Consider the following 25,982-nt stretch of genomic DNA (forward strand, 5'->3'; position numbering starts at 1 on the left):
ATCATTGCAGAGCTATTGGGCAGACCTACTGGCGTCAGTCTTCGCCAGCAGGCTCACTCTGCAACTGAACGTAATTCTGTAATCCCATTCGCTCGATCATATCGAACTGCGTTTCGAGGAAATCCACGTGATCCTCCTCGCTTTCGAGAATGCGTTCGAAGATTTCGCGGCTGACATAGTCGCGTACCTTCTCGCTATACTCGATCGCGTCGCGCAAGAGCGGGAGTGCCTCCATTTCAAGTGCCAGATCGGCCTTGAGAATCTCTTCCACCGTCTCCCCGACCTTGAGCTTGTTGATCGCCTGGAAGTTGGGCAGCCCGTCAAGAAACAGAATACGCTCCGCCAGCGCATCGGCATGTTTCATCTCGTCGATTGATTCGTGCCGTTCGTATTCGGCAAGCTTTTTGACGCCCCAGTGATTCAGCGTACGATAATGCAGCCAATACTGGTTGATGGCGGTAAGCTCGTTGGTCAGCGCCTTATTGAGAAATTCGATGACCTTGGGATCGCCCTTCATAGCTGCCTCGTCGAATGGGGAAGAACGCACGCATTATGCGCTTCCACCGCAGGAGTGACAAGGGCAAGATCAGAAAAGTCTAGGTTTTCCTATATGTTGCGAATGTTTATCAGAATTATAAACCCTAGACTGTGCAACTAGCGAATTGGCGCTCTTCCTCAAGAATGGCATCCGCATCATCCAGACACGTGCGACAATCGGGCACTTTTCCGAGCATCGCATAGACACTTTGCGCATCACCCCCGCAGCGGCGAGCCGCCGTGCGCAGTTCGCATTCCCGGATCGCATTGCATATACAGATGTACATGGCATCACTCCCGTGACTCGTTTCTCCATCAATCTAATGCGAATAGGTTGCATTAACAAGAGCAAATTACGTAACGCGTCGGACGGAAAACCATCTGCCATATGTCAGGCACCGCCAGCACCATTCGAGCGGTCCATATTCAAACCTCTTCAGCCATGGATATGACCAGGCAAGCATGACAGCCCACCCCAGCAGGACGGGCACCATCATGTCCAGTCGGCCAAACGTCCCGAACAATCCAAACCCCCAGCCCTGAAAGACAATGGCCATAATCAGCGAAGTGCCGATGTAATTGCTGAAAGCCATCCGCCCGGCGGCAGTGAAACGCCGCCCCAGCCAACCATCTGCCACTCTGGGCGCCAGCCACGCCAACACACCCGCGAGGCCCAGGATCACAGGCAGACGGGCAACCTGGGCCGGACCGAGCAGAACGAAGAATGTCAGGTATAACGGATCATTCGTCCGCATCAGCCATGCAATAAATGGCCAGCTCAATGCACTACCAGTAACGATACCGACGATCGACCAAAGCAGCAGGCGACGCGGCTTGGCGCCCGCCTGCCGATCCTGTTTGGCGAATATCCCTGCCCGATAGAAACCGATACCGAGCAGCATAGCTGGAAAGCTCTCGAACAAAGCGAAGTATGCCCCCCAGAAGGGGCCTGAACCATGGTGTGTGAGGTTATAGGCGACAATCCCAAGCCAGGACCCACGCATGACATTGGCTTCGTCTTCCGCCCGTGTGAGTGCGCTGGACACTTGCGACCAGTAGCTTTCGGGCTCCGCCGCCGAGAGGCACTGCGCCATGTCTGGGCAAGAGAGCAAGGCGACTTTCTCGCCAGGCAAGTCCGCCAAATATGGCACAACGGAAAAAGCTGCCCCCAGAAGGTAAAGGACAATGCCCACCGCCAGCGCAGCCGATGCGCCGAGCCTATGAGCTCCAATGGCGACAACGAGCAGTCCGCAGACGGCATAGGAGAACAGAATGTCTCCCCGAAACAGCAGGAAATAGTGCGCAAGCCCGAACACACCGAGCCATACCAGACGGCGCACCTGCAGCTCTCCGCCCTTGGCATCCGTAAACAGCGCAAGACTTGCCCCGAAAAGCAATGCGAACAGCCCCCGCATCTTGCCATCGATAGCCATGAGTTGCACTGCCCAGGCAATCCTGTCGCCGGTATCCATCGGAACGCTGAGCGCACCTGGCCACGCCGCAGCCAGCATAGGCTCGGAATAGCCCACAATGTTGGCATACAGGATGCCGAGGACAGCTACCCCGCGGATAAAATCGAGCGTAACCAGACGATCACGGCCCGCCCCCGGGCGCGTCCCCGTGTACACACGATCACCGCCCGTTTCTTGCTCCACTGCGGGATCAGCGGGTCACGATGCAGGCCTGTCCCCCGCTTTTGAGCGCGGCACAGGCTGCGTCGGCATCGTTCCGCGTGGCGAAACCCCCGGCCAGAAGCTTTGTCAGCCGTCCCGCCGGAACCATCAGCTTGTCCTTGCCGGCCAGCACACCTTTGCCACCCAGTTGTCGCCACAGACGTTCCGCATTGTCAGCGATGGAAAAGGCACCAAGCTGCACTTTCCACGGCCCTTTCGCCGCTGTGGAGGCCGGCATCGTCACCGGTCGGTTCGCGGGCGATCTCGTTGTCGCGACAGGCTGCGGCACAGACGCCGGAGATGGCGCAGGCCCAGTGCTGCCAACCGCATGAGGCCGTGCGAAGTCGGCCCCTGCATCTGCCGGACTTTCCGTTCCGGTCACACGCACCGCTTCGGCCACCGCCGCATGTGCAGCGGCAACCGATGGGTCAATCGGGATGCTGGCAATAGGCTTAGGCGTTCTCGCCTCGCCTTTTGCGTCTGGCACCGGGTCCGGCATGACCTGAGCTTTGGACTCGCCTTGGCCAAGATCGGCTGATGCGAGCTGCTGGGCACGTGTGGCGTCGGCACGCTCCCGCATCTGTGTAACAAGCGTTGCGGCTTCCTGCCGCTGGTTCAGCGGAATATTCTTATCCATCTGCGAAAGAGCGAACGCGGCCTGTGGCAGCCCCTGCCCGTGGGCCAAGGTAACCAAAGCGTAAGCCCGCACCCAATCCCGCTCAACATAATCGCCATTGAAATGAGCGACCCCCAGCAGATATTCGGCACGTGGATCACCACGATCCACGGCATTCCGCAAATAGGGGATCGCTTCGGCGCGCCGCCCCTGCTGGAACAGCATCAAGCCATAGTTGTCCGCTGCCAAAGGATGCCCTCCCGCTGCGGCCTTGGCGTAAAGATCTTCCGCTTTGGCCGTATTCTGCGGAACGCCACGTCCAAGCCGATAGGCCTGCGCGAGGTTGTATTGCGCATCGGCATCCCCGCGCGCGGCAGGTTCCTGCCACTGGGCAACGGCCTTCGCGTAATCACCAGCGCTCCACGCATCGACGCCGTCTTTCACATCGGCAAGCGCAGGCGCGGCAACCACCAGTGCGACGGCGACCGCTATGTTAGAAATCTTGCGCATGAAACCCATGGTCTCCGACCCGTTCGATCCAGCCTTAACGGCGCTGCTATAGTGAACAAGGCGTTAGCAAAGTATTGCACTGCATTCACCGTGGCATTGGCGGGCTGTCCCAGCCTCATACACCCGGTGCCATTAACCTAAAATTAGGGGTGATCTGCGATCCCGTATCCCGATTGCCGGAGCAACGATTGCCTCCGGTCGTGCATTCAGGGGGATTTGGCCTTGCGCGTTTTGGCATTGGCTTCACAGAAGGGAGGGTCTGGCAAGACCACCCTGTCAGGTCACCTGGCGGTCCAGGCGCAAAGGGCTGGCGCCGGCCCGGTCGTCCTGATCGACATCGATCCACAAGGGTCGCTGGCGGATTGGTGGAACGAGCGGGAGGCCGAATATCCCGCCTTCGCCCAGACGACAGTGGCACGACTCGCCAACGACCTCGCCACTTTGCGCCAGCAGGGTTTCAAACTTGCCGTAATCGACACGCCTCCGGCCATTACCATGGCCATCCAATCGGTAATCTCCGTGGCCGAGTTGATTGTTGTCCCTACCCGTCCGAGCCCGCACGACTTGCGTGCCGTGGGCGCCACGGTCGACCTGTGCGAACGCGCCGGGAAACCTCTGATTTTCGTCGTCAATGCCGCCACCCCCAAGGCAAGAATCACGTCCGAAGCCGCCGTTGCCCTTTCACAGCATGGTACGGTTGCGCCTGTTACCCTGCATCACCGCACCGACTATGCCGCGTCGATGATCGACGGCCGCACAGTAATGGAAGTCGCCCCGGAAGGGCGCTCTTCCCGTGAAGTGGAAGCGCTCTGGAATTACATTTCCGATCGGCTCGAAAAGAACTTCCGCCGCACTGTATTCGCCGCGCCCAACAGCGTTTCCATGATTTCGGGCACTCACCGGCCCGTTGGCGGCTTCGGCCGTCGAATCGCCCAGTCATGATTAGGGAAACGGGGGCCATGAGCGAACCCAAACCTCTTGCTTCGCTGAACGGAAGCCTCCTCGCCCGCAAAGGTGGCGCAAAACCCGCGATGCGTTCTCCGATGATGCAACCCTTCGTTCCTCTCGGAACTGTGGTCGCCGATACGGAGCAACTTGATGATCTTGGCTGGAACGACATGGGCGACCCGCAGGAAGATCGTCATCATGCAGACATTCTCCCGCTGACACCTTCTCCGATCAATCTGGCCGCCGAAGCCGAAGCCAGGGTCGAGGATGAACTGGCGGCAGAGCAACTGGCCAAGAATGCGCGGCGCATCGCCTCCGGCCAGCCGCTGCATGATGCATCACCCAAACCCCAAGTCGTCCGCCAGCGCGAAGAAATCGCGCAAAAGCTGGTCACAGCCGTCCCGCAAACAGCTTCTGCTGAACCACGGAATGACGCAACGACCAAACCGGCGGCCAAGCGCAAGTCTCGTCCCACAAGGAACGATGGCCGCCGCGCAGCCTTCACCCTGCGGTTGGATACCGACCGCCATCTCAAGCTTCGGCTGGCCTGCACGGTGCGCAACCGTAGTGCGCAACAGATCGTGACCGAAGCGCTCGACAACCTGCTCAACGCCATGCCCGAGATTGAATCGCTCGCGGCTCAGGTCAAACGCCACTGATTCGTTAGGAACCGCAAGGGGGACCTGCCATGAAACGTAATGCGAACCACGCCCGGACGATCGGTTTGACCCTCGTCACCGCGCTTGCCAGCACGGCTCTGGCCGGATGCACCATGGCGAGCGGACCACGTGCAGACGCTTCTGCCAGCCGCGCAGAAGTTGCAATGAAAAAGGGCCACCTCGACAAGGCGATCGACCTTGCGGAACAGGCCGTGATGTCCAACCCGAACGAAGCAAGATATCGGGCCGTCCTCGGTACTGTCTATCTTAACGCAGGCCGGTTCGATTCAGCCGCCACCTCATACAATGACGCTATTGCGCTGGGTGACACGTCCGCCCGCACTGCCCTGAGCCTCGCGCTGGCGGAAATCGGCGCTGGCCAGCACCGCACCGCCGTTGCCGTGCTCGATGACAGGCGTGACGATATCGACGCTGCCGACCTCGGGCTGGCCTATGCACTGGCCGATGAAGCGGAACGTGGCGTGAAGGTGCTTGCCGATACGCTGCGTAATGGTGAGAACACCCCCAAGGTCCGCCAGAATCTGGCATATGCCTATGCTCTCGCCGGGGAATGGAAGCAGGCTCGCATAATGGCGGCCCAGGATGTTTCCGCAGACAAGCTCGACGAGAGGATCAGTCAGTGGGCGATGAGCATGCGCCCCGACGCCTACAAACAGCGCGTTGCCGGTCTGCTCAATGTGCCCATGCCGGACGAAGATCCCGGTCAACCGGCGGCACTCGCATTGCGCTCTTCACCGGTGCCACAAGGGTCTGCTGCCCAGACTGCAGCTCTCGACACACCTGCCGCTGCTCCGGTCAGCCAGCCCCAACGTGTGGCAACGTCCGAAGAATTGCCCGCTTTGCCTAGCGGCAAACCGCGGTCGGCTCGGCAGGAAATGGCGCTTGTTCGTTACGAAGCCCCGAGTTCTGGCACACCTAACAGCTTCGAGGCCGCGTTTGCCGAAGACGCCCCCAAGGGCGTCACACCAGCCGCGATAATTGCCGATACTGTTCGGTTTGTTTCCAAGCCCATGGTTCAGGCCTTGCCCGCGCATTACAGTGCAGCACCGCGTCGCGGTATTGCTTCTGCAACTCCCAGCGCCAAAACCTCGGTATCGGCCAATGGCAATCATCTGGTGCAGCTTGGCTCGTTCTATTCCAAACAGAGCGCTCGTGAGGCCTGGAACGTCTATGCCCGCCGCAATCCCGGCCTTGGCGACTACCGAATGCAGATCACCGAAGCAGTGGTGAACGGCAAGCACTACTGGCGGGTCTCCGCCGCCGGGTTCGGTAAAACTGAGGCCAGCGCAATGTGCGCAAGGATCAAAGCCAGGGGCCAGGGATGCATCCCCTATACGATTGGGAAGCCTTTGCCCGGTGCAGTCAGCTGAACGGCACTTTCAACTGACAAAGAACAGGGGCGGTTGGTCGATCAACTGCCCCTTTTTTGATCAGCCTATGGCTACGCCACCCTTAAAGAGCGCTGTAACTCTGCCTTGCACGGGCTGGCCATCGAAAGGCGTGTTTCCTGCACTGGCCGCCATCCGGGCAGAGGAAATCACCCAGGGCTTTTCCGGATCGATCAAGGCAATGTCGGCCTCCTGATCCAGCGCGAGGCTGCCTGCAGGAACGCCCAGAAGTTCCCCTGGCTTGCCCGCCAGCAGGGAAAAGGCGCGGGGCAGATCAATTACGTCATCGCGCACCAGCGACAGGACCATGGCAAGCAGGCTCTCTGCCCCCGCCATGCCCGGCTCCGCATCGGCAAACGGCAAGCGTTTGTCTTCAGGACCGCGTGGATCGTGCCCCGACGAGATAACGTCGATGGTACCATCTCCAATCGCTTCCACTACCGCGCGCCGATCGCTTTCCTGTCTCAAGGGCGGCGAAAGCCGGGCGAAAGTCCGAAACTCCGCCATCGCAAAGTCCGACAACATGAAATGGGCTGGCGTCACCCCAGCAGATACCGCAACCCCACGTCGCTTGGCCGCCCGCACCAGATCGAGCGAAGCCTTTGTCGTGACTTGCCTCAGGTGCAGGCGGGCACCGGCAATTTCCGCCAGTGCGATGTCTCGCGCCACGGCAAGGGCTTCCGCTTCGGCCGGGGCGCTTGGCAGACCGAGCCGGGTCGCCATTTCTCCGGCAGTGGCGACAGCATTACCGGCCAGCCCCGCGTCTTCGGAGTGGCTGACCACCGCGAGATCGAGCATTGCCGCATACCGCAGCAGCCGTAGCATGATACCTGAATCCGCAATCCAGCGTCGCCCGGTAGCAATACCGCGCGCGCCCGCATCGAGCATCAGGGCCAGTTCCGCCAGTTCGCTTCCTTCCAGCCCCCGTGTAGCGGCCGCCAGCGGATGGACCCAGAAATCGGGCTTCCCGCTATAGGCGAGAAACTGCACGCGGGCAGGATGATCCAGCGGCGGGGCCTGATCAGGCATCAACGCAGCACGAGTTATCCCGCCGAAATGGAAAGCGGGCTTGTCCACTGCAAAGACGCCAAGATCGACAAGGCCTGGGGCAATCAGTTTACCGCCCGCATCAACGACATCATCGCCATCCTGCGGTGTGACATCGCCTATCCCGACGATCTGTCCGTCCACACAGCGTATGGCACCGGTGCGGACTTCACCGGGCAGGACAAGCCGCCCGGCGGTAATGGTAAGGGGCCGCTGCTGCTTCATGCGCTGCGCTCCCCTGCTTCCGCCCAACCGTCGACCCCGCGTGCCCGCCGCGTCAATACATCAAGGCAAGCCATGCGGATCGCGACACCCATTTCGACCTGTCGCGTGACAAGACTCGTCCCCATGAGGTCGGCAATGTCGCTTTCGATTTCGACGCCACGGTTCATCGGGCCGGGGTGCATAACCAGGGCATTGGGAGCGCAACGGTTCAGCCGCTCTGCCGTCAGTCCATAGAGATGGCGGTATTCACGCGGGCTCGGGATGAACTGGCCCTGCATCCGTTCATTCTGCAAGCGCAGCATCATCACCGCGTCGGCGCCATCCATTGCCGCCTCGAAATCGTGATACGGTTCTGCCCCCATCGCGTCGATCGCTTCCGGCATCAGCGCCGGCGGGGCACAAACTCGCACTCTTGCCCCCAGCGAAGAGAGGCAGAGAATGTTGGAGCGAGCCACCCGGCTGTGCAGGATATCGCCGCAGATCGTAACAATCAGGCCGTTGAATTCGTCACTCCGCCCCCGTTCACGCAAGGCATGGCGCAGCGTGAGCGCATCCAGCAGTGCCTGGGTAGGATGTTCATGCTGCCCGTCCCCGGCATTGAGCACCGGGCAAGCGACCTGATCGGCAATCAGAGCAACGGCCCCCGAACTCGCATGACGAATGACAATCGCATCGGCGCGCATGGCATTGAGCGTCACGCCAGTATCGATCAGGGTTTCGCCCTTCTTGATGCTGGACTGCGCCGCCTGCATGTTGACCACGTCAGCGCCCAGCCGCTTGCCGGCAATCTCGAAGCTCAACAAAGTGCGCGTCGAATTTTCGAAAAAGGCGTTGATTATGGTCAGCCCTGCCAGGGTTTCCGAATGCTTTGCAGAGCGCCGGTTCAATTCCACCCATTGTTCCGCCTCGTCCAGAAGGAAAAGGATTTCATGGTTCTGCAGCCCGGCAATGCCAAGCAAACCGCGGTGCGGAAAGGCGAGGCCACCAGCCGGATAACGGCCCATGGCGGGTGTGTTGGGCGACGATGTCATTAAAGCTGGCCCCATAGTGGAGAGTGCCGGAAGGCTCAAGGTAATTCAGGCAAAGTTTCCCCCGGCCTTTCGACTGGCAAGCACCCGGGTGTGCCACTAAGGTGCCCATCTAAGAGTTGGACGGAATCCCAGGGGAGCATCCCGGTCATGAGTTTCGCGGGCAAGGTTTGGCGGCTGCTGGTCGGCATCAAGGACGGCTTGGTGCTGTTGTTCATGATCCTGTTCTTCATGGGACTCTATGCGATACTCACCACCCGGCCCAGCCCCGGCCAGGTACACGGCGGCGCATTGCTGCTGGATCTGGACGGATCCGTGGTCGAGGAAGCCTCGGAGACCGATCCCCTGCAAGTATTGCTTTCGCAGGAAATGCCCGCCGGGGAGTATCAGGCTCGCGATCTCGTCCGCGCGATCGACGCGGCCGCAACGGATGACCGGATCAAGGCCGTTGTGCTCGACCTCTCCCGCTTCGTCGGTGGCGGGCAAGTGCATCTGGCGGAAATAGGCGCTTCGCTGGACCGGGTGCGCGCGGCGAAGAAACCCGTGCTGGCTTTCGCCAACGCTTATGTCGACGATGGCATGATGCTGGCCGCGCATGCGAGCGAAGTGTGGGTCGATCCGATGGGGGGCGCCGTCGTCGCGGGGCCAGGCGGAGACCGCCTCTATTATGGCGGATTGCTCGACCGGTTGAAAGTCAACGCCCATGTCTTTCGCGTAGGAACGTACAAGGCGGCCGTTGAACCCTTCATCGGAGGCAGCATGTCACCCGAAGCGCGAGAGGACGCCAGCAACCTCTACGGCGCCTTGTGGGAGGAATGGAAAGCCGATGTGAAGAAGGCCAGACCCGCCGCGAATCTGGCACAGGTAACGGGCGATCCTGTCGCATGGCTCGCCGCTGCCCGGGGGAACTCCGCCCTCGCCGCCAAGCAGGCAGGACTGGTTGACAAGATCGGGGATCGTGTCGCCTTCGGCAATCGGGTTGCGAAAATTGTCGGCCCGGACAGCTGGAACCCCGGCCCCGGCAGCTTCGCCTATACGGAGCTTGCCCCGTGGCTGGCCGCGAACAAGCCCGACAAATCGGGCAAGGCCATTGGGGTAGTCACCATTGCCGGTGAGATCGTCGATGGCGATGCCGGGCCGGGGCAGGCCGGGGGCGATCGCATTGCCGACTTGCTGGATGATGCGCTCAACGACGATCTGGCCGGACTGGTGGTGCGCGTGGATTCGCCCGGAGGATCGGTCATGGCGTCCGAGGAGATCCGCCGCGCAATCCTCCGTCACAAGGCTCGCAAGATCCCTGTCGCCGTTTCAATGGGCAATCTGGCGGCCAGCGGCGGCTACTGGGTCTCGACCCCGGCGGAACGCATTTTTGCCGAACCTGAAACCATTACCGGCTCAATTGGCATTTTTGCCGTCGTGCCCACCTTCGAGAACGCGTTGGGGCAATGGGGCGTGACCACCGATGGCGTAAAGACCACGCCCCTGTCCGGCCAGCCGGATCTGGCAGCGGGGCTGACACCTGAAACCGAGGCCATGATTCAGGGAGTCATCGAAAACGGCTATGCCCAGTTCCTGACGCTCGTTTCCAAATCGCGCGGCAAGACACCCGAGCAAGTGAATGAAATTGCCCAGGGGCGTGTCTGGGCCGGGGGCCCGGCTCGCCAGATCGGTCTGGTCGATCAATTCGGCGGACTTGACGATGCCCTCGCCTGGACAGCGCAAAAGGCCGGATTGAAGAAGGGCGAATGGCACGCGAAATTTCTGGGCAGCAAGCCCGATGCCTACCACTCGCTTCTTCAGGCGCTGATGGGAACCAACGAGGCTGGCGGACAGGCCCCGGCCAAGGATCTCGTCGCCCTCCTCTCTTCGCAGCAAGCCGACCTGACACGCCAGCTATCCGCGGATCTCGACCGGCTGACGACCTCGCGCGGAGCGGAGGCCTATTGCCTGATCTGCCCACGGTCGCCGCAAGCCGGCTCGCAGCAGGTGAATTCCAGACTTGTGAGGATACTTGGTGCGCTAAGTCGCGATTGAGGGTTGTGAATCGCTTGGCCACATGGCAAAGGCGCGCCCCTGCCCGGCCCAAGATGGCCACCGGCGGGCGCGTAGCTCAGTGGTAGAGCACACCCTTCACACGGGTGGGGTCGCAAGTTCAATCCTTGCCGCGCCCACCATTAAACCCCTTGATTTACTGGGTTTTTTGGCCTGGCCGACCGGCGGCGCCCCCGCCAAAATGCAGAACGATGCAGGAACAAACGCTTCGTTCCCGTACATCCCCGTACAAATCCCGTACAAGCTTCAGGTCGAGATCGCGGGAAAACCGTGTGATCAGGATGAAGATGTGCACTGCGAAGCGTATCTGGCAATTCCCGCACCCCGCAGCCCCAGCCACAGGGGGGGTGCTGGAACAACCCTACATGCCCTACATTGGCGGAATTCTGCAGTTTTTCACCCTGCCTTTTGCCCTACACGCCCCCTACCTGATAGCGGTTGCCCAACCCTACATTTACGAAATTAAAATATAATATTTTCAATTACATAGGGTTATGGCCTGAAATTTGTAGGGTTGATGTAGTGTTGTCGATGTATCGCAGAAAGCGCAGTTTTCTGCGGGTCTTGGGGCAAAAATCCGAAGATGTAGGAAATGTAGGGTTGGGCGCCCCCCTCCCCCCTGCCTAGCGGTGGAGAAAGCAAATCAATTCAAGGTGCAAAATGCGCTCTAGCTGCACGAACTCGCACCGGATCGCCTCTGTTCGTTGACGGTCATAAATGCAGGCAATCTGCCGTTGCACGAGAAGTCGGCAACTGCACGAAAACCGACATAGGAAGTGCGCAGGCGAGGGGGGGAGCAGAGCGCGGCGCGCGGGGTCTGGTGCAAGGGGATCGCCGCATCGTTGATCAGGTCATTCGTTCACTATATGTTCCGACTGATGATTCGCCGCAGCACCCCACAGAAACAAATGGACGAACTGGCCTTCCCAGTCAGGGTCAAGCTGGCCATCCCCCCCAACGGGCTCGGCACTGTCCTGCGCGACATCCAGATCTGGCTGTTGGTTGAGGCGGGCCCCGGCCAATACGCCCAACATTCCATTTCCGGCCTGGGCACTCACGCCACCGCGATCTACTTCCGCGACACCGCCATTGCGGAGCGGTTCGTCCGCGCCTTCCCCAATGTTGAATTGGCGGACGGCACGCTCTCCCCAGTCTATAGTTCTCCCTCTCACCGGAGCCGTTGATTCCCGCACACTAATGCTTGGCTGGGCTATACAAGTTCGAACAGTGCAAATAGAAGTCGTACTCAACTTTCAGGATTGTCTTGAGCCATGGACGTTCGACCGGAACTGATAGTGAGAGGCGGCGAAACAAAAACCATTTTGCCACGAACACACCAGCTTTCCCGACTGGTCATTGAGCCCACCGGCACTCTCAATGTTGTCCAGCGGTCAATCTCATGGCTCATTTTACACGTCGAAGGTGATGCCAACATCGCCGGAACGTTGCGCTACCAAGGCATGCGCTACGGCAACGAGACCATCGAAGCCACTGCTCCGGACGGCGCGGCCCTCTCCCATCAATTCAGCGTGATGACCGGCGGCTATGGCGGTCGCGGCGGATCGCTTGCCAGCAATGCCGGAGGCGCGGGGGCACGCGGAGGCCCTGGCTATGGCGGTGGTGGAGGCGGCGGCGGCGGTGCCGCAGTAACCAGCGCAGGCCCTGGCCATCCGGCTCGGGATTTCGTGGGTGGCGACGGTTACTTCGATAATCGCGGCGGTGATGGCGGCAACAGCATGGGCGCATACATAAATGGTGGCCTTGTCTATCTCCGCGTTATGGGCACTCTCAACTTTAACGGCGGCGTTATCGATCTGAGCGGCCTGAAGGGTCCGAACGGTTCCCCTGGCGTTAACGGAAACGGTCGCACCATCGCTGGCGGCGGCGGTGGTGGGGGCGCCCCCGGCGGAGAGGGCGGCGTGTTCCAGTTCCTGGCAAACAATGTAGTCGGCCTGCCTGACTTCAAGCTCGAAGGTGGCCAGGGCGGCGATCTCGGCCCCATGGGCCGCAATGCATTTGGTGGCGGCAATGGTCAGGCGGGCCCTGCAGGACCAACCGGCTATTCGATCGATCTGGGCAAATAGCGATCAGGAATTGACACCCCCGCCCTGCGGTAGCAGCCTGCGGGGCATGTGCAACCTCTACCGGATGAGCAAGTCCAGCACAGAGGTGGCGCGCCTGTTCAGCGCCACGGACGACAGTGCGGGCAGCAATGCGGGAGAATTCGTTTATCCCGGCTATCCCGGCCTGGTCGTGGCCGAAGGGCACCTGCGCACAATGGCATGGGGTTTCCCCCTCTCCCTCAAAGGCAAGCACGGCCAGCCACTCAAGCCCAGGCCAGTCAACAACACCCGCTCCGACAAGCTCGACAGCGGCTTCTGGCGCGCCAGTTTCCAGCACCGCCGCTGCCTGATCCCCATGACAGCCTTTGCCGAAGCCGAAGGGCCTGTGGGCGGCAAGACCCGCACATGGATCACCTTGCCCGACTCGGAGATCTTCTGCTGCGCAGGGATCTGGCGCGACAGTAACGAATGGGGCCCGGTCTATTCGATGGTCATCACCGAACCGTCAGAACAAATGGCCGCCGTCCACAATCGCATGCCAGTCATCCTGCCACCCGATGTGCAGGCGCAATGGCTCAATGGCGATCCGGCCGAGGCAAGGGCACTGTGCGTCCCCTACCTCCGTCCGCTGTCGATCGAACCGACAAATCAACATTGGCTTGGTAGCACAGCGAGCTATTGACCAAAATTTTTCAATTTATTGCAGTAGTAGGCCTTGCTTTTCAAAGGCCGCCCCCCACTTGCAATCTCCATTTCAAAGTATTGAAAAATACAAAGCCCAAAAAAGGAATATAATATATGTCTCTAATTGGATATGGAGATGTCATAAAGACATTAAATGGATATTCAACTTACGCCAGAAGCCATTCTGACGAAAAAGTTATTGTGAAATATAGCGATGAATCTTTAACTGACCATGGGTCAGGCATCATTTGGCATGTAGCTGAAAATAAATTCAGCGACGGACAATTTGAAATCACCAATGGCACAAAAGTAATCACAGTAAACACCGAAGATTGCCAAAAATGGGAAGCTGAGCATAACTAATTCTCACGCAGCCACCGGGGCTGCGCTGTGTTGGTATTCGCTGAACTGCACCACTTCGCGGCCCAGCCATGCGTTGACTTCGGTCAGGCGCAGCATCAGCGGTTCGATCTCGTTGACGAAGAACACATCGTTGGCCGTCCGCACGTCGCCAAAGCCGCCATTGTTCTGCGGGATCACGCCCAGCAGCTGGGGCGGCACGCGGTGGGCGGCCAGCACATCGTCACGCGTCACGTTCTTGATGTTCAGAAATTCGTCCTTGGCGGCGACTTCGCTGATCGGGATGATCTGCACCCCGTCCTTTTTCCCGCCCGGCGCGTGAATGAAGATATTGCGGAAATTGCCCTTGCCCCGCGCGTCGCGCATCGCCTGGCGGATCGTGTCCACATCCTCGTCGCTGACAGTGGTCTCCGAAAAATAGAAGACGAAGCCCGCATGCGCCCCGTTCAGGTAATAGCGGCGGCGGAACAGGGTGGCGTTTTCGTTCAGCAGCAGGCTCTGCATCGCGGCCAGGTATTCCGGCTTGCCATACAGTTCCTGGGACGTGTCATGCTCCACCAGGTGAAACACCCGCCCCGCCTCGTACCGGTGCGGGTCCTGGTACTTTTCGACAAACCAGTATGTGCCGCCCCGCCCGCGCCGGGTGTTGATCGCCAGGCTGTGCTTCAGCTGCGCGGTGCGTCCGGCAATGTTGGGCACGTTTTCCAGATAGGCATTGCCCATCACCAGAAAATCCAGCGCGAATTTGGCAAAATCGTCGCGGCTGAATTGCGGGTGGGGAATGAAATGCTTGACCAGCAGGTTGCGCTTCACGCGGATCGCACTGCCGTGATGGGCCGATGCCTGCAGCATCTTGGAAAGGTGGATCGGCTTGATCGGCGGTTCATACCACCGCCCGTTCCACCAGCATTCGGTATAGCCCAGCAGTTCGCGGCGATCCATCACGCTCACCGCGTCGTCCAGCGCGAACGCCGTCACTTTGCCGTCCAGCTTGCCCGCATCGTCCGCCTGCCTGTCCTGGTCTGTCATCGGTTGATCTCCACACGGGATTTTTGCGCGCCAGCCCCATCGGTGGCGTCCATCGGTTCGCAGAACAGCGCGTGCAGCAGCGCCCAAGCCAAATCGCCATGGCCGGTTTCGGCGCTGCGCCGCGCCACATAAGTCAGTTGGGTCTGGCCCTTGGTCAGTTGGGGGTGGATCGACATCAGCGCGGCGGCCAGATCCTTCCACCCGGCATCGAACTGGATGCGCCGCTTTTCGAAGACGTTCTTCGCCTTCAGAACCATCTGCGTCTTGACCAGCGGCGAATAATCGATCCGCCGCGCCAGCGGGAACCACTTCTTGACCAGCTGATGCACCGCGCTGCCCATGCCGGTGCCGTCAATGGCAATTTCGGTGACGCGGTACTTGCGGGTCAGCTTGCGGATTTCGGCGGCCTGCGCCTCGTAATCCTTGCCCTTCCACTGGAACTTTTCCAGCACGCGGAACTTGCCGCCCGGCCCTGTCGGCGGGGCCACCACAACGCAGCTGGCATTGTCGCCATCCTCGCTTTCGGCGGGATCGTAGCCGATCCACACTTCGCCATCGCCAAACGGGCGCAGCGCATATGGCTGGAAATCGTCCCACACGTCCCAGCTGTCGACCATGCACGGGCGCAACAGCGCCAGCGGGAAGCTGGATTTGCTGTCATCGACGAACTGGCACAGGAACAGGTTTTCAAATTCGTCGACCGCGTATTCCAGGCGCAATTCGTCCAGATCGACCAGGTCGAAACCCAGCGCAATCGCGTCTTCGATCGTGACGGTATGGCGCCAGATCCCGTCCGCGCCCAGCATCCCCGCCGCGATCGCGGCATGCGACGTGTCGATCTGGACGCGGTTTTCCTTGGCCCGGCGCTTGTTGAACCGCTCCCCCGTCCACATCGGATGGGCTTCATGCGCAATCGTGCTGGGGGTGGAAAAATAGGTCTTGTGGTAACGCTTCTGCGTGCTGATCGCGCTGGCGACCTTGTTGATCTGCTCGAACCCGAAAATCCAGAAGCATTCGTCGATATAGACATCGCCGTGATAGCCCTGCGCCGTGCGGTAATTGGTGCCGAGGAAATAGAAAGTGACGGGCTCCAGCGCCTCCCCATCCTCCCCTTCCCGGCTGATCACCATCGGGTCGCCGGTCAGCTGGCGGCCCAGCACCGAAAAGACGAACTCCACGATGTACTGGCGGAATATGTTCGCCTGCGCCCGGCTTGCGGAAATGAAGATCTGGTTGTTGCCGGTTTCGAATGCGCGGATGACCGCTTCACGCGCGAAATAGTATGTCGCACCGATCTGGCGCGATTTCAGCAACATCCGCGTGCGGCGGCTGACGTTTTCCCACCACAGTTCCTGATAGCCGAACAGGCCGCCCAGGAAGGCGTCCTTCAGCTTCAAATATTCCTCATGCGTGATGAGGTTCTTGGGCTTCTTCTTCCGCTCGCCCGCGTTGCGGTTGGCCACCTTTTCGTTCAGGTCGCCTTCGTGGCCGCCCGGTTCCTCGTACCGGCGCACACGGGCCGCACGCTCGATCAGGCGGGCGATGGCATCCATTTCCTTGAAATCGGTGCCGGTCTTCTTCTCTTTGAAGATCAACTGGTTCAGCCGCATTTCGCAACTGTCTTCGATCCGGCGGATCACCGGGTCGTCATCCCATTTGTCGCGGGTCTTCCAGCTGGCGACCGTGTTGGCCGACAGGTTCAGCTCGGCGGCGATTTCCGTCACGCCCCAGCCCCGCCAGTAATAGGCACGCGCCACCCGCCGCGCATCGTAGGGGATGGTCGGCGGCACAGGCGGGCATTGGGAATTGACGGCGGCCATGGCCGTGCGACCATGCGCGCGTGCGCATCGCGCATCCCGCGCGCGGATTTGTGGTGCTGCGCATCACAAATGGCAGGCGTTGCCGAAACGGCCCGATCAGGGGCGAATGGGCCTCACACGCTCACCCGAACCTGACCGCAGGAGCCGCCACTCATGGCAAAGACCAAGTTCTTCCGCGTTGCCGTCGAAGGCGACACTGTCGATGGCCGCAAGATCGAACGCGCCCATATCGAACAGATGGCCGCAACCTATGATCGTGTGACCTACACCGCGCGCATCAATTGCGAGCATTTGCGCGGCTATTCGCCCGCACCGCCCTTCAATGCCTATGGCTCGATCGACGCTGTGAAGGCAGAGGACGTCACGCTCAAGATCGGCGGCAAGGAACAACGCCGCCTCGCCCTTTACGCCAGTTTCGACGTGAACGATCAGGCCCGCGATCTGACCAAGGCCGATCAGAAGGTGTTTTCCAGCGTCGAGATCAATCCCAATTTTGCCGGGACCGGCAAGGCATACCTGGTCGGCATCGCGTTGACTGACAGCCCGGCCAGCCTCGGCACCGAAATCCTGAAATTCAGCACCCGCGACGATGCGCGCAAGGATAACCTGATTGCCATTTCCGATGCGTTCAGCGTCGAATTCGAAGATCAGGGCCCTGCCGACAGCGAAGTGACCGGCGCATTTTCCGCCATGCGCAAGTTCTTCGAAGGCTTCGCCGCTCCGGCAAAACAGGAACAGACCGCACCGGCCCAGCCTGTCACCCCGCCTGCCGCCGATCCGGCGCAGCCAGATCTGGCCGCCTTCGCCGCGACCATGGCCGAAGGGATGGACAGACTGGCCACTGCCTTCACTGCCGCCAATGCCCGGACGGAAGCCCGCGTGGGCAAACTGGCCGAAGATTTCGCCACGCTGAAGGGCGATATCGAAAAGACCACGCCCGGCACCTACCGCGCCCGCCCCACCGGCACCGGCGGCGGCGACCGCATCCGCGCGACTTACTGACCACCCTACCAGACCTGCCGCCGCTCGCCCCATTGACCGGAGCTCAAAATGCGTAACGAAACCCGCGAACTCTTTCACGACTATCTCGGCCAGGTGGCCGAACTGAACGGGGTACAGTCGGCCACCGAACAGTTCACTGTCGATCCGTCCATTCAACAGGTCCTGATCGATCTGAAACAGGAAGACCCCTCCAGCTTCCTTGGCCGGATCAATGTCCGCTCCGTCCCTGAAATGCTGGGCGAAACGCTCGGCATGGATATCGGCCAGCCCATCGCGAGCCGCACGGACACGTCCGGTGAAGCCGAACGCAAGACCACCGATCCCAGCACGCTGTCCGCCCATGGCTTCCAGCTGTTCCAGACCGATTACGACACCCACCTGACTTACGGAAAACTGGACCAGTGGGCGAAGTTCAAGGATTTCGAACAGCGTATCCAGCGCCTGCTGGTATCGTCGCAACGCCGCGCCCATGTGATGATCGGCTTCAACGGCACGTCCGCCGCCGCCACCACCAACCGCGTCGCCAATCCGAAGCTGCAGGATGTCAACAAGGGCTGGCTGCAGAAACTGCGGGAGGATCGCCCCGCCCAGGTCATGACCGAAAGCACCGCGGCCAGCGGCAAGGTCACTTATGGCCCCGGCGGCGATTACGCCACGCTGGATGCGCTGGTGTGGGATGCGATCAACGAATTGCTGCCCGTGTGGGCGCAGGACGATACGCAGTTGACCGCATTCGTTTCGCGCGATCTGCTGAAGGACAAGTATTTCCCGCTGATCAACGAAGATCGCGATCCGACCGAACAGCTGGCGCGCGACACGATCATGGCGACCAAGCGCCTGGGCGGGCTTCCGGCGGAACGGCCCTATGCCTTCCCCACCGGCACGATCTTCATTTCCAGCCACGAAAACCTGTCGATCTACGAACAGGAGGGCAAACGCCGCCGCACCGTGATCGACAACCCGAAAAAGAATCGGGTGGAGAACTTCGAATCCTCCAACGATGCCTATCCGATCGAGGATTACGATTTCGCCTGCCTGATCGAAAACGTCGAATACGCCGAATAACCGCCGCCCCGCCGGGGGAGGGGTTCGCCTCTCCCCCCACCCATCCGCTCCATCAGGACCAACGCCATGCGCCAGAGCCCCGCCGCCCGTTTCAAGCAAGCCACTCTCGCCCGGATTGCCATCGAATCCGCCAGTTCCGCCGGGATTGCCCCGGAACGGCCCGATACCGGCGCGGAAGCGACCGAATACGAATTGCTGCTGGCCGCGCTGGGCGAGGACATGCGGCGGCTGAAGGATATCCAGTCCACCGAAGGCAAGATCGCCGCCAAGCGCGAGATGATCGACCGTTTCAGCCCGCACGTGGATGCCACGCTGGCCGCCGCGATCGACAGCGGCAGGGCGGTGCAGGATGAAGTGCTGGTCAACATGATGATCTGGCGGTTCGACATCGCGGATTACGATCGCGCGCTCGACATTGCCGAACACGTCCTGCGGTTCGGCCTGCGCCTGCCCGAACGGTTTCAGCGCACGCCCGCCACGCTGATTGCGGAGGAAGCGGCAGAGGCCGGGCTGACCGCCGCGAAGATGGACCGGGATTTCCCGCTGGCGGTGCTGCAACGCGCCGACCAGCTGACCGCCACCAGCGACATGCCCGATATCGTGCGGGCCAAACTGGCCAAGGCGCAGGGCCAGCAATTGCAGCGCGCCGCCGCCGTGGCCGATGATGATCCCGAAACCACGCCCGCAGGCGCGGCCCATGCATCGCGCAAGGCGGCGCTGGTGCAATTTCGCCGCGCGATCGAACTGGAACCGAAAATCGGCGTGGTGAAGGAAATCGAACGGCTGACCGCATGGCTGAACAAACACGCCCCGCCCGATCCCGCCACGCAGGACGAACAGCCACCCCAATAACCAGCTCGCGCCCCGGCGCCGGGGGGCGGAACGGGATCGGGGCCGGGCCTTTGCCTTTCCCCCATGATCCCGGTCCCCACCCCCCGTTCCGTTTCATCAACCAGATCCAGCCCGCAACCGCCACAGCGAAAGGATGAAACAATGACCGGCTTCGTTTCCTCCCCCGCCGCTCCGGCCACGCCGCCCGGCGCGGTGCTGGCCTGCGGGCCGTTCTGGCCGGACATCGATCTCAATCACTTTCGCGATTCCCAGCGCATCGGCGGCACGCTGATCCCTGACAATCGCATCAGGGATGCCCTGCTGGGCGCTGTCATGACCGTGGAAACCGATCTCGGCCCGTGGCGCGCGTCACAGGAAGGGGCCGGCCACGCCAGCCTTGCCGCTGTGCCCGGCGCCCAGATCGGCACCGAACGGCGACTGGTCCTGCTCTGGCAGCGGGCCGTTTACGGCAATGCCACGGCCGACCTGATCGAAACCCACCGCGATGTCTCCGCCACCGGCCAGGGCCAGTCCGCCAGCGGCGATTTCGATCAGCGGGCCGACGATCACCGCCGCAATGCCATGCACGCCATCCGGGCCATTCTGGGCAAGGGGCGCACGGCGGTGGAACTGATCTGATGACCGCGACTTACCCCGCCAGTGCCCTGCAGGATGAAACGCTGGATGCCTTGTGCTGGCGCGTGCTGGGGCAAACGGAAAAGGTCGTCGAACAGGCATTGGAACTGAACCCCGGCCTGGCCGATCAAGGCGCGTTCCTGCGCGAAGGGCAACAGGTGCTCTTGCCTGCGGTCACGCGCCCGCAAGTGCCGGTGCGCGATCTGATCCAGCTGTGGGATTGAGCCGATGAACAAGCCCGATTCCCTTCGCCAGTTCCTGACCGCCGCCCTGCCCGAACTGGCGCGCGATCCCGATGCGCTGACGATTTACGTTACCCAGGGCACACTGGCCCATCGCCACGGCAAAAATCTCGGCTTCGAAATCCGCTATACCCTGCACCTGACATTGCTGGACTATCGTGGCGAACCGGAACAGGTGTTTCTCCCCGTGCTGCTGTGGCTGCGCGCCAACCAGGCGGAGCTGATCCTCAATCACGATACCGGGGTTTCGGCCATCGCGTTCGATGTCGATCTGCTGGACAATCAGGCGGTCGATGTCGAAATGCGCCTGCCCCTGACAGAGGCAGTGGACGTCCTGCGCCAGCCAGACGGCAGCCACGCGATGACCGTGCGTGACGAACCGCCAATCGGGGAAGTCACCTTCGATCCCCTGACCTTGCTGCGCCAGATCTGGGCACCGGGCGGCGACGCGGCGGAATACCTGGTCGGCCATCCGGACCCATAGCCGTGGCGACTGTCGAACAGGGCGACCTGGCCGAACTGGAACGGTTCGTCGGCGGAATGCTCAAATCGCTGGAACCGCCTGCCCGGCGCAGTCTGTTCCGCCGCGTCGCCACCACCATGCGCCGCCAGAACCGCGACCGTATCCGCGCGCAGAAGAATCCGGACAGCACCCGCTTCGCCCCACGCAAGGCCCCGCCCGAACCGGTCATGGGCAATTTCGCTGTCAAATTCCTCTACCCCGCCGGGGGCAGCGGCCCGCCCCGCCTGGTCATGATGAAAAGCTGGGAGAAACAGGGCCCGGTCTTCACCGGCTACGATATCGAGGCAGGCGGCATCCGCACGTTCGAATATGACAGAGTGATCAAATGGCTGCGCGTCGATCCGGCGGACCAGAACAAGGGCGCGGGCCGCATCCGCAACCGCCGCACTGTCAAGCAGCGGGCGATGTTCCGCAAGATCGGCCGCGCGATGCAGGCCGGGCAGTCAGACCACGACGCATGGATCGGCTTTGCCGGAATGGTCGCCTCGGTCGCCACTGTTCACCAGCTCGGCCTACGCGACAAACCCGCCCGCCACGCCCGCGAAGTCCGCTACGCCCGCCGCGAACTGCTCGGCATGACAGCGGCGGAACGGGAAGACCTGCTCGATGCGGTGATTGCGCATTTGGTGGTGGGGTGAAGGATCCGCCAGATCTAAATACCAAGTGATACCCATCAATAAAATTTACAAATTTAGATCTACATCACCAACTTTATCATATTTTTCAAAAAGTGAAACAGCCTCGTGAGACCATTTTCTCGTTATACTTGTATCTTTGGTTCCAGTTTTTATTTTACAGTGATACCGGTTATCCGTAGATCTCAAATCAATTCCTTTGCTATCTTTTATCTCATTAATAATCTTGTTAACAGCTTGCCAATTTGGGAGCCCCACTCGCTTGGCAACTTGACTGAGTGTAAATGGGTGGGATTGATTTGCATTTTCGACCGCAGTGATTCCAAGGAGTTTTGGCAATTCATCGCCGTCAGCTGCAACGCGCTCCAGAACATCATAGTCCACAGCAACACTACCCGAAGGTATATCATGGCGAATCAAACGCATAGTTCGAGCCGCCAATGCGCGAACCAACTTCGGATTAATTGACGTTAGTGCTGATTGACTCTTCAAGGCTTTGAAAACCCATAGGAGGTCGTTCGTATGAATTGCCTGAGTGCGAAATTCTTGACCGTCGACATCAAACACTGCCTGCTCAGGTGGTTGCGTCGCAATAGGATCCTGATGCCAAATCACTTGAAAAACGTTGTCAATTAGACCCGTTTCATCAGCGACTAGCTCACCGATGTCGCGAAGAATTGCCTTAACATTGTCATCACCCAAGCCGTACCCAAGTATAAAAACCGGATGCTCCGCAAAATAGGTCAACAACTTTGCAGATACATACTTTTTCTTATCACGCCACTCCTCGTAATCTTTATCTGTAAGTACCAGAGAGCTTGGGTCAGAGACATCCCCATGGATATGGAAAATTTCACCAAAACTATTAGTATTATACCGTATAATTGTTTGGCCGGTAATTGGCTCATACCCATCAAGGACTTTTTCCAAGAACTGATCGTAATTCGTTGTGATCACCGCATGCGGCTTGATCTCTGCGAGAGCAGAAACTTCTTCCTGCAAAGGTGATTCCAGTGGACCTGCCTCGGATAATAAATTGGTCAAATGTTGGCAGACCATGTACTTTAAAAAAGTATCCTTTCCAGCGCCATTAGTAAACATTTCAGACGGGAATTTATTCCTCCCATCTCTCCAGGCCCATTCAAATACAGTGTCCGCTAGTGCAGTGCCGATCGCGACGGGATCATCGCCGTACTTCTGACGATTGTACTCGTATCCTTCAATGCCTTCGGGAGTTTTCTCAAACATGGCTCTTAAAAGATTGTGCCAAGTCGGTGCACCGAAGTAACGCATTGCGATTCCACTGCCAACGAATAGAATGGGTTGGCACTCAAATCTTAACAGAGTGTCGCGGATCGCAACATCCGCTTTTAGCTTGTAACTTTCTTCCGCCGCCATTTTTGCCCCCCCAAGACAGTTTGCGCTGCCAACATAGCTAGGCGGTATATCTCTAAGCAATACCCGAGACCATCTTGTATTGATCAGCAATCACAACGCGAAGATAGTAAATTCAATTTCATACTGCTGGAAAATCTGATGTTTTCTCAGTCACTTACAATCTGGCAATAGGCAAGGTATGCGGGGATTCCCAGAATGATATTTCTGAACGAAGTTGAGGCGTTGGCCAAAATTCAGGCCATGTTGGTTGCCACGAAAAAAGCGCGACTCTCCGTCGCCTTTTGGGGTGATGGCGCAGTCGAGTTGCTAGGTTTGGATAGACCTGATCTCGATTTGAAAATTGTGTGCAATCTGGATTCAGGTGCCTGCAACCCTGCGGAATTGCGAAAACTCCTCGCTGTCGTCGGCCAAGGAAATTTGCTCTCAAACCCAAGGCTCCACGCAAAAGTTTATTGGACTCCCGAGAAGGCGTGCATCGGCTCATCCAACGCCTCAACCAATGGTCTGGCCGTGGAAGGGACTAATCTCACTGGATGGTCAGAGGCAAACATTCAGGTTTCGGACCGCAACCTGATCAAGGAAATTGAAGATTGGTTCGACAATCAGGCAAGTCCCGAAAACGCGTACGAGATTGATGAAGCTGCCATCAAACGTGCCGAGGTAGTTTGGCGACGGCGATCACGCTCGGCACCGCCAGGTGTTCCATTGAACCGGAATTTGCTTTCTGCCTTTCGTGCTGCGCCAAACCATCCCGCCTGGAATTCAGTTCGCGTACTGCTGTGGAGTGATGACATTGATGAGGATGGGAGAAACGAAGAAGAGCAGGCAAAGAACGCTGGGTGGGTGCCAAGGGATTATGACTGCTACCAAGGGTGGGGCAATGCCTTTCGCAGTGGCGAATATCTGATTGAATTTGATCTCTCTTCAGACAAAGCGAAATACACCTCAATATATCAGGTACCTTCTCCAATGCTTGCGAGCGAGACGCTCTGCTTCGTGCGACACATTGGCAACAGCATTTTTCTACCGGCATTTGGAAAATTGAGATTCGGAAAACAGGATCAAGCAGAAATCGCAACAATTGCTCGCGACCTCTTGTCCAATGATCGTAACAAAATCTTTGATTTACAGACCATTGTATCGCAAATCGATGTAGCAGCCAAGAAAGCGGCTCCAAGCATTGCGGACCCGAAAGCATTTGAAGCCGAGCTACGCAGAACTGCAATGGAAGCTCAGAAGCTTGGTTACAATCCCACAGGCTTCTTTGAACTCATAAACCGTTTGGGAGCGGTAGCCGCTGCGCGCAAACTCCTGCAAACGAACGCGCCATCAAATGGCTTCGTTAGGTTGTGGGAGATGAAACGGACGGATTTGACAGTGGAGCACATCGCACTTGAAGAGCCGTGGAGTTCGCTATTTGACGAAAATGAGCTGAGAGAAGCTCGTCGCCGCCTTGGACGCGAATTGAGATAACTCCCCATTCAAATTCAAAACACCCCCAAGACCTTCCCCCGCGCCTTCTGCACCGCTTCACGGTCCCGCGCTTCGCAGCGTTCAATCACGCCAGTCGCGGCGCGATAGCGGTCATTGGCCTTGTCCAGTTGCCCGGTCTGCGCATCGCCAAAGGTGATCCACTCCCCCACAGTGTCGGTTTCAGGGATCGGCGCGCCCGCTACGCCCGCTTTCCATTCCGGGGGCAGGAGTGAACTGCAGGCACTCTGCCCGGCCACGATAGGCGGCCCGTTTACACAGGCCGATGCGGCCAGCAGCGGCAACAGCGGAAGGAACCGGCGCAGCCGCGCCTTCGGCAGAGCGTATCGCATGATCGTTTTCCCTGGTTAGCGTATCCACGGCCTGTTCCGCCGCGCCCTGGGCACCCATTGTCGCCACGGCATCCTGACCGCTGGCCAGTGCGGCATCGGCCCGGTTGCGGGCCAGCTTTGCCTCTGCCTGCGCCCGTTTGCCGCCAGTCACGGCAGACAGGGCCCAACCGGCCACCACGGCCAGCAGCACGGCCCAGATCGCCACCCACCATCCATTCGCCAGGCGCAAGGTTGTGGTTCCCAGCCATTTGCAGAGCATTTGCTGTCCTTTCCCGTTCAGGCCGCGCATTTCGCGCGATCGACATTGCCGATCCGCTGTCTGATCCAGCCCCGGTGGAACACGCGCAGCGCGGGGTTCACGCGCACGAGGCGGTTATATTCGGCCCGCTGCCGGGCATCGAGCCGGTCCAGTATCGCCACGCACAGTTGCGGCCCCCTGGCACTGCGGCACCGGGCATAGGCATTGCGGGTGTTCGGCCCGACTTTGCCATCCACCGTCAGGCGCGTTCCGCACAGTTCGTTGATCGATTGCTGAAACCACTTGCCGGGGCGCGGCGGGCCCATGTTCACGGCAGTGTCGATCAGTTCTTCCGCCACTGCCGGTTCGATTGCGATCAACGGCCAGTATCCCGGCTGTTTCATGTAGCGATCGATATAGACTTCATCGGCGCAGACTTTGGCCGTGCCGCTGCAATGCATCGGGAAATGGCGCATATCGCCGCCATATCCGGCGGCACGCGCCACCTGTTCAGTCACGCCGTAACGGGTCGGGCCGCCGGGATCGTTCCGGTGGTTCACGTAATCGCCTTCATGCGCATAGATCCCGGCCAGAATGGCCGCGACCGCGCCCAGCGCCGCGCCTGCCAGTTTGCCCCGGCTCATTCCGCGCCCCCGCCCGGACGCTGCAACAGGCGCTGCACGGTCGGCGTTTCGTAAATGCGGATCGCGGTCCAGACCACGGTCAGCAAGGCCGCGATCGAGGGGAGCCACTGGACAATCGCGCCCAGCATGGTGCCAATGGAAAGCGCATCGATCGTGTGCTTTGCGCCATCGGACATTTGTCTGATCGGTTCGCTCATCGCGGCATCGGTCCTTCAGGTCGGCTGTCCCGCCCACCTTCGAAAACTGGCCGCCATGCGCCACCGCGCGCATTTGTGGTGCGCGGCA

Annotated in this window: 28 protein-coding genes and 1 tRNA gene; 17 read left to right on the plus strand and 12 right to left on the minus strand. The window is 59.9% G+C overall.

Going from position 1 to position 25,982, the window contains the following annotated elements; translation table 11 throughout:
- Positions 1-34: 34 nt before the first annotated feature.
- The 3 genes from bfr to MB02_RS01020 form a co-directional block, all read right to left on the minus strand.
- On the minus strand, positions 35-517 hold the full coding sequence (bfr, locus tag MB02_RS01005; protein WP_067531383.1) for a bacterioferritin: 483 nt from the start codon (positions 515-517) through the stop codon (positions 35-37).
- Positions 518-890: 373 nt separating this feature from the next.
- On the minus strand, positions 891-2,192 hold the full coding sequence (locus tag MB02_RS01015) for a DUF418 domain-containing protein (RefSeq protein WP_067531387.1): 1,302 nt from the start codon (positions 2,190-2,192) through the stop codon (positions 891-893).
- A 7-nt stretch (positions 2,193-2,199) separates the two neighbouring features.
- Positions 2,200-3,336 carry an SPOR domain-containing protein gene (locus tag MB02_RS01020; RefSeq protein ID WP_067531389.1) on the minus strand — a complete coding sequence of 379 codons (1,137 nt, stop codon included), beginning with the start codon at positions 3,334-3,336 and terminating at the stop codon, positions 2,200-2,202.
- A gap of 222 nt (positions 3,337-3,558) precedes the next feature.
- Here MB02_RS01020 and MB02_RS01025 point away from each other — a divergent pair, with 222 nt between their 5' ends.
- From MB02_RS01025 to MB02_RS01035, 3 genes are read left to right on the plus strand one after another with little or no spacing between them, the layout of a single operon-like run.
- Entirely contained in the window at positions 3,559-4,278 is a 720-nt protein-coding gene (locus MB02_RS01025) for a ParA family protein (RefSeq protein WP_067532204.1), read from the plus strand.
- A 17-nt stretch (positions 4,279-4,295) separates the two neighbouring features.
- Positions 4,296-4,943, plus strand: a complete 648-nt coding sequence (locus tag MB02_RS01030; protein WP_067531391.1) for a hypothetical protein — start codon at positions 4,296-4,298, stop codon at positions 4,941-4,943.
- A 29-nt stretch (positions 4,944-4,972) separates the two neighbouring features.
- A complete protein-coding gene (locus MB02_RS01035; RefSeq protein ID WP_067531393.1) occupies positions 4,973-6,334 on the plus strand; it encodes an SPOR domain-containing protein in 1,362 nt (453 codons plus the stop codon).
- 60 nt (positions 6,335-6,394) lie between these two features.
- Here MB02_RS01035 and MB02_RS01040 read toward each other — a convergent pair whose 3' ends face one another.
- Together MB02_RS01040 and MB02_RS01045 are read right to left on the minus strand one after the other, a co-directional pair.
- Positions 6,395-7,624 carry a dihydroorotase gene (locus MB02_RS01040; RefSeq protein WP_067531395.1) on the minus strand — a complete coding sequence of 410 codons (1,230 nt, stop codon included), beginning with the start codon at positions 7,622-7,624 and terminating at the stop codon, positions 6,395-6,397.
- Positions 7,621-8,655 carry an aspartate carbamoyltransferase catalytic subunit gene (locus MB02_RS01045; RefSeq protein WP_067531397.1) on the minus strand — a complete coding sequence of 345 codons (1,035 nt, stop codon included), beginning with the start codon at positions 8,653-8,655 and terminating at the stop codon, positions 7,621-7,623. The genes MB02_RS01040 and MB02_RS01045 overlap by 4 nt, the downstream gene beginning before the upstream one ends.
- 147 nt (positions 8,656-8,802) lie before the next feature.
- On the opposite strand from MB02_RS01045, the gene sppA reads away from it, so the two are divergent.
- The 6 genes from sppA (at position 8,803) to MB02_RS17565 (ending at position 13,814) form a co-directional block, all read left to right on the plus strand.
- Entirely contained in the window at positions 8,803-10,686 is a 1,884-nt protein-coding gene (gene sppA / locus MB02_RS01050; protein ID WP_067531399.1) for a signal peptide peptidase SppA, read from the plus strand.
- A 65-nt stretch (positions 10,687-10,751) separates the two neighbouring features.
- Positions 10,752-10,826 (plus strand) — tRNA-Val (locus MB02_RS01055).
- 786 nt (positions 10,827-11,612) lie between these two features.
- Entirely contained in the window at positions 11,613-11,888 is a 276-nt protein-coding gene (locus tag MB02_RS01065) for a hypothetical protein (protein WP_170304597.1), read from the plus strand.
- Positions 11,889-11,975: 87 nt separating this feature from the next.
- Complete coding sequence (locus tag MB02_RS01070) at positions 11,976-12,788, plus strand: hypothetical protein (protein ID WP_067531405.1); 813 nt, start codon at positions 11,976-11,978, stop codon at positions 12,786-12,788.
- 46 nt (positions 12,789-12,834) lie between these two features.
- Complete coding sequence (locus tag MB02_RS01075; RefSeq protein WP_067531407.1) at positions 12,835-13,449, plus strand: SOS response-associated peptidase; 615 nt, start codon at positions 12,835-12,837, stop codon at positions 13,447-13,449.
- Positions 13,450-13,565: 116 nt separating this feature from the next.
- Complete coding sequence (locus MB02_RS17565; RefSeq protein ID WP_156495373.1) at positions 13,566-13,814, plus strand: hypothetical protein; 249 nt, start codon at positions 13,566-13,568, stop codon at positions 13,812-13,814.
- A 3-nt stretch (positions 13,815-13,817) separates the two neighbouring features.
- On the opposite strand, the gene MB02_RS01080 is transcribed toward MB02_RS17565, so the two are convergent.
- Both MB02_RS01080 and MB02_RS01085 read right to left on the minus strand, forming a co-directional pair.
- Positions 13,818-14,840 (minus strand): phage portal protein, encoded by a 1,023-nt coding sequence (locus tag MB02_RS01080; RefSeq protein WP_067531409.1) that lies wholly within the window; start codon positions 14,838-14,840, stop codon positions 13,818-13,820.
- Complete coding sequence (locus MB02_RS01085; RefSeq protein WP_067531411.1) at positions 14,837-16,660, minus strand: terminase large subunit domain-containing protein; 1,824 nt, start codon at positions 16,658-16,660, stop codon at positions 14,837-14,839. Before MB02_RS01085 ends, MB02_RS01080 begins: the two co-directional genes overlap by 4 nt.
- A 153-nt stretch (positions 16,661-16,813) precedes the next feature.
- Between MB02_RS01085 and MB02_RS01090 the strand changes: the two genes are divergently transcribed.
- The 7 genes from MB02_RS01090 to MB02_RS01120 all read left to right on the plus strand — a co-directional run bounded on the left by MB02_RS01090 (position 16,814) and on the right by MB02_RS01120 (position 21,597).
- Positions 16,814-17,662: a GPO family capsid scaffolding protein gene (locus MB02_RS01090; RefSeq protein ID WP_067531413.1), complete on the plus strand. Its 849-nt coding sequence runs from the start codon at positions 16,814-16,816 to the stop codon at positions 17,660-17,662.
- A gap of 48 nt (positions 17,663-17,710) precedes the next feature.
- Positions 17,711-18,727, plus strand: a complete 1,017-nt coding sequence (locus tag MB02_RS01095) for a phage major capsid protein, P2 family (protein ID WP_067531415.1) — start codon at positions 17,711-17,713, stop codon at positions 18,725-18,727.
- Between the two features lie 66 nt (positions 18,728-18,793).
- The gene (gene gpM / locus MB02_RS01100) at positions 18,794-19,579 is read left to right on the plus strand and encodes a phage terminase small subunit (protein ID WP_067531417.1); all 786 of its coding nucleotides are present in this window, start codon (positions 18,794-18,796) and stop codon (positions 19,577-19,579) included.
- Positions 19,580-19,720: 141 nt separating this feature from the next.
- A complete protein-coding gene (locus MB02_RS01105; protein ID WP_067531419.1) occupies positions 19,721-20,197 on the plus strand; it encodes a head completion/stabilization protein in 477 nt (158 codons plus the stop codon).
- Positions 20,197-20,418: a tail protein X gene (locus MB02_RS01110; RefSeq protein WP_067531421.1), complete on the plus strand. Its 222-nt coding sequence runs from the start codon at positions 20,197-20,199 to the stop codon at positions 20,416-20,418. Before MB02_RS01105 ends, MB02_RS01110 begins: the two co-directional genes overlap by 1 nt.
- Before the next feature lie 4 nt (positions 20,419-20,422).
- Positions 20,423-20,920 carry a phage tail protein gene (locus MB02_RS01115; protein ID WP_067531423.1) on the plus strand — a complete coding sequence of 166 codons (498 nt, stop codon included), beginning with the start codon at positions 20,423-20,425 and terminating at the stop codon, positions 20,918-20,920.
- A gap of 2 nt (positions 20,921-20,922) precedes the next feature.
- Positions 20,923-21,597, plus strand: coding sequence for a phage virion morphogenesis protein (locus tag MB02_RS01120; protein WP_235829378.1), 675 nt, complete (start codon positions 20,923-20,925; stop codon positions 21,595-21,597).
- Between the two features lie 45 nt (positions 21,598-21,642).
- Here MB02_RS01120 and MB02_RS01125 read toward each other — a convergent pair whose 3' ends face one another.
- The gene (locus tag MB02_RS01125) at positions 21,643-22,992 is read right to left on the minus strand and encodes an SIR2 family NAD-dependent protein deacylase (protein WP_067531425.1); all 1,350 of its coding nucleotides are present in this window, start codon (positions 22,990-22,992) and stop codon (positions 21,643-21,645) included.
- 195 nt (positions 22,993-23,187) lie between these two features.
- On the opposite strand from MB02_RS01125, the gene MB02_RS01130 reads away from it, so the two are divergent.
- Positions 23,188-24,465: a phospholipase D family protein gene (locus MB02_RS01130; protein ID WP_067531427.1), complete on the plus strand. Its 1,278-nt coding sequence runs from the start codon at positions 23,188-23,190 to the stop codon at positions 24,463-24,465.
- Between the two features lie 14 nt (positions 24,466-24,479).
- Here MB02_RS01130 and MB02_RS17570 read toward each other — a convergent pair whose 3' ends face one another.
- Genes MB02_RS17570 through MB02_RS01145 form a run of 4 tightly spaced genes read right to left on the minus strand, consistent with a single transcriptional unit; the run spans position 24,480 to position 25,894 of the window.
- Complete coding sequence (locus MB02_RS17570) at positions 24,480-24,635, minus strand: hypothetical protein (protein ID WP_156495374.1); 156 nt, start codon at positions 24,633-24,635, stop codon at positions 24,480-24,482.
- Positions 24,636-24,645: 10 nt separating this feature from the next.
- Positions 24,646-25,074 carry a hypothetical protein gene (locus MB02_RS01135; RefSeq protein ID WP_156495375.1) on the minus strand — a complete coding sequence of 143 codons (429 nt, stop codon included), beginning with the start codon at positions 25,072-25,074 and terminating at the stop codon, positions 24,646-24,648.
- A gap of 17 nt (positions 25,075-25,091) precedes the next feature.
- Entirely contained in the window at positions 25,092-25,697 is a 606-nt protein-coding gene (locus tag MB02_RS01140) for a glycoside hydrolase family 108 protein (RefSeq protein ID WP_067531430.1), read from the minus strand.
- Complete coding sequence (locus MB02_RS01145; RefSeq protein WP_235829379.1) at positions 25,694-25,894, minus strand: hypothetical protein; 201 nt, start codon at positions 25,892-25,894, stop codon at positions 25,694-25,696. The genes MB02_RS01140 and MB02_RS01145 overlap by 4 nt, the downstream gene beginning before the upstream one ends.
- Between the last annotated feature and the right edge of the window lie 88 nt (positions 25,895-25,982).

The organism is Croceicoccus estronivorus (assembly GCF_001625325.1).
GTDB lineage: Bacteria > Pseudomonadota > Alphaproteobacteria > Sphingomonadales > Sphingomonadaceae > Caenibius > Caenibius estronivorus.

What these genes read in the sequence shown, in the direction of transcription:
- MB02_RS01110 (WP_067531421.1), top strand. Translation starts at nt 20,197, where the DNA reads ATGACCGCGACTTACCCCGCCAGTGCCCTGCAGGATGAAACGCTGGAT.
- MB02_RS01065 (WP_170304597.1), top strand. Translation starts at nt 11,613, where the DNA reads ATGGACGAACTGGCCTTCCCAGTCAGGGTCAAGCTGGCCATCCCCCCC.
- MB02_RS01040 (WP_067531395.1), bottom strand. Translation starts at nt 7,624, where the DNA reads ATGAAGCAGCAGCGGCCCCTTACCATTACCGCCGGGCGGCTTGTCCTG.
- MB02_RS01140 (WP_067531430.1), bottom strand. Translation starts at nt 25,697, where the DNA reads ATGAGCCGGGGCAAACTGGCAGGCGCGGCGCTGGGCGCGGTCGCGGCC.
- MB02_RS01085 (WP_067531411.1), bottom strand. Translation starts at nt 16,660, where the DNA reads ATGGCCGCCGTCAATTCCCAATGCCCGCCTGTGCCGCCGACCATCCCC.
- MB02_RS01070 (WP_067531405.1), top strand. Translation starts at nt 11,976, where the DNA reads ATGGACGTTCGACCGGAACTGATAGTGAGAGGCGGCGAAACAAAAACC.
- MB02_RS01095 (WP_067531415.1), top strand. Translation starts at nt 17,711, where the DNA reads ATGCGTAACGAAACCCGCGAACTCTTTCACGACTATCTCGGCCAGGTG.
- MB02_RS01135 (WP_156495375.1), bottom strand. Translation starts at nt 25,074, where the DNA reads ATGCTCTGCAAATGGCTGGGAACCACAACCTTGCGCCTGGCGAATGGA.
- MB02_RS01020 (WP_067531389.1), bottom strand. Translation starts at nt 3,336, where the DNA reads ATGCGCAAGATTTCTAACATAGCGGTCGCCGTCGCACTGGTGGTTGCC.
- bfr (WP_067531383.1), bottom strand. Translation starts at nt 517, where the DNA reads ATGAAGGGCGATCCCAAGGTCATCGAATTTCTCAATAAGGCGCTGACC.
- MB02_RS01130 (WP_067531427.1), top strand. Translation starts at nt 23,188, where the DNA reads ATGATATTTCTGAACGAAGTTGAGGCGTTGGCCAAAATTCAGGCCATG.
- MB02_RS01145 (WP_235829379.1), bottom strand. Translation starts at nt 25,894, where the DNA reads ATGAGCGAACCGATCAGACAAATGTCCGATGGCGCAAAGCACACGATC.
- MB02_RS01090 (WP_067531413.1), top strand. Translation starts at nt 16,814, where the DNA reads ATGGCAAAGACCAAGTTCTTCCGCGTTGCCGTCGAAGGCGACACTGTC.
- MB02_RS17565 (WP_156495373.1), top strand. Translation starts at nt 13,566, where the DNA reads ATGTCTCTAATTGGATATGGAGATGTCATAAAGACATTAAATGGATAT.
- MB02_RS01035 (WP_067531393.1), top strand. Translation starts at nt 4,973, where the DNA reads ATGAAACGTAATGCGAACCACGCCCGGACGATCGGTTTGACCCTCGTC.
- gpM (WP_067531417.1), top strand. Translation starts at nt 18,794, where the DNA reads ATGCGCCAGAGCCCCGCCGCCCGTTTCAAGCAAGCCACTCTCGCCCGG.
- MB02_RS01045 (WP_067531397.1), bottom strand. Translation starts at nt 8,655, where the DNA reads ATGACATCGTCGCCCAACACACCCGCCATGGGCCGTTATCCGGCTGGT.
- MB02_RS01030 (WP_067531391.1), top strand. Translation starts at nt 4,296, where the DNA reads ATGAGCGAACCCAAACCTCTTGCTTCGCTGAACGGAAGCCTCCTCGCC.
- MB02_RS01075 (WP_067531407.1), top strand. Translation starts at nt 12,835, where the DNA reads ATGTGCAACCTCTACCGGATGAGCAAGTCCAGCACAGAGGTGGCGCGC.
- MB02_RS01125 (WP_067531425.1), bottom strand. Translation starts at nt 22,992, where the DNA reads ATGGCGGCGGAAGAAAGTTACAAGCTAAAAGCGGATGTTGCGATCCGC.
- MB02_RS01105 (WP_067531419.1), top strand. Translation starts at nt 19,721, where the DNA reads ATGACCGGCTTCGTTTCCTCCCCCGCCGCTCCGGCCACGCCGCCCGGC.
- MB02_RS01115 (WP_067531423.1), top strand. Translation starts at nt 20,423, where the DNA reads ATGAACAAGCCCGATTCCCTTCGCCAGTTCCTGACCGCCGCCCTGCCC.
- MB02_RS01080 (WP_067531409.1), bottom strand. Translation starts at nt 14,840, where the DNA reads ATGACAGACCAGGACAGGCAGGCGGACGATGCGGGCAAGCTGGACGGC.
- sppA (WP_067531399.1), top strand. Translation starts at nt 8,803, where the DNA reads ATGAGTTTCGCGGGCAAGGTTTGGCGGCTGCTGGTCGGCATCAAGGAC.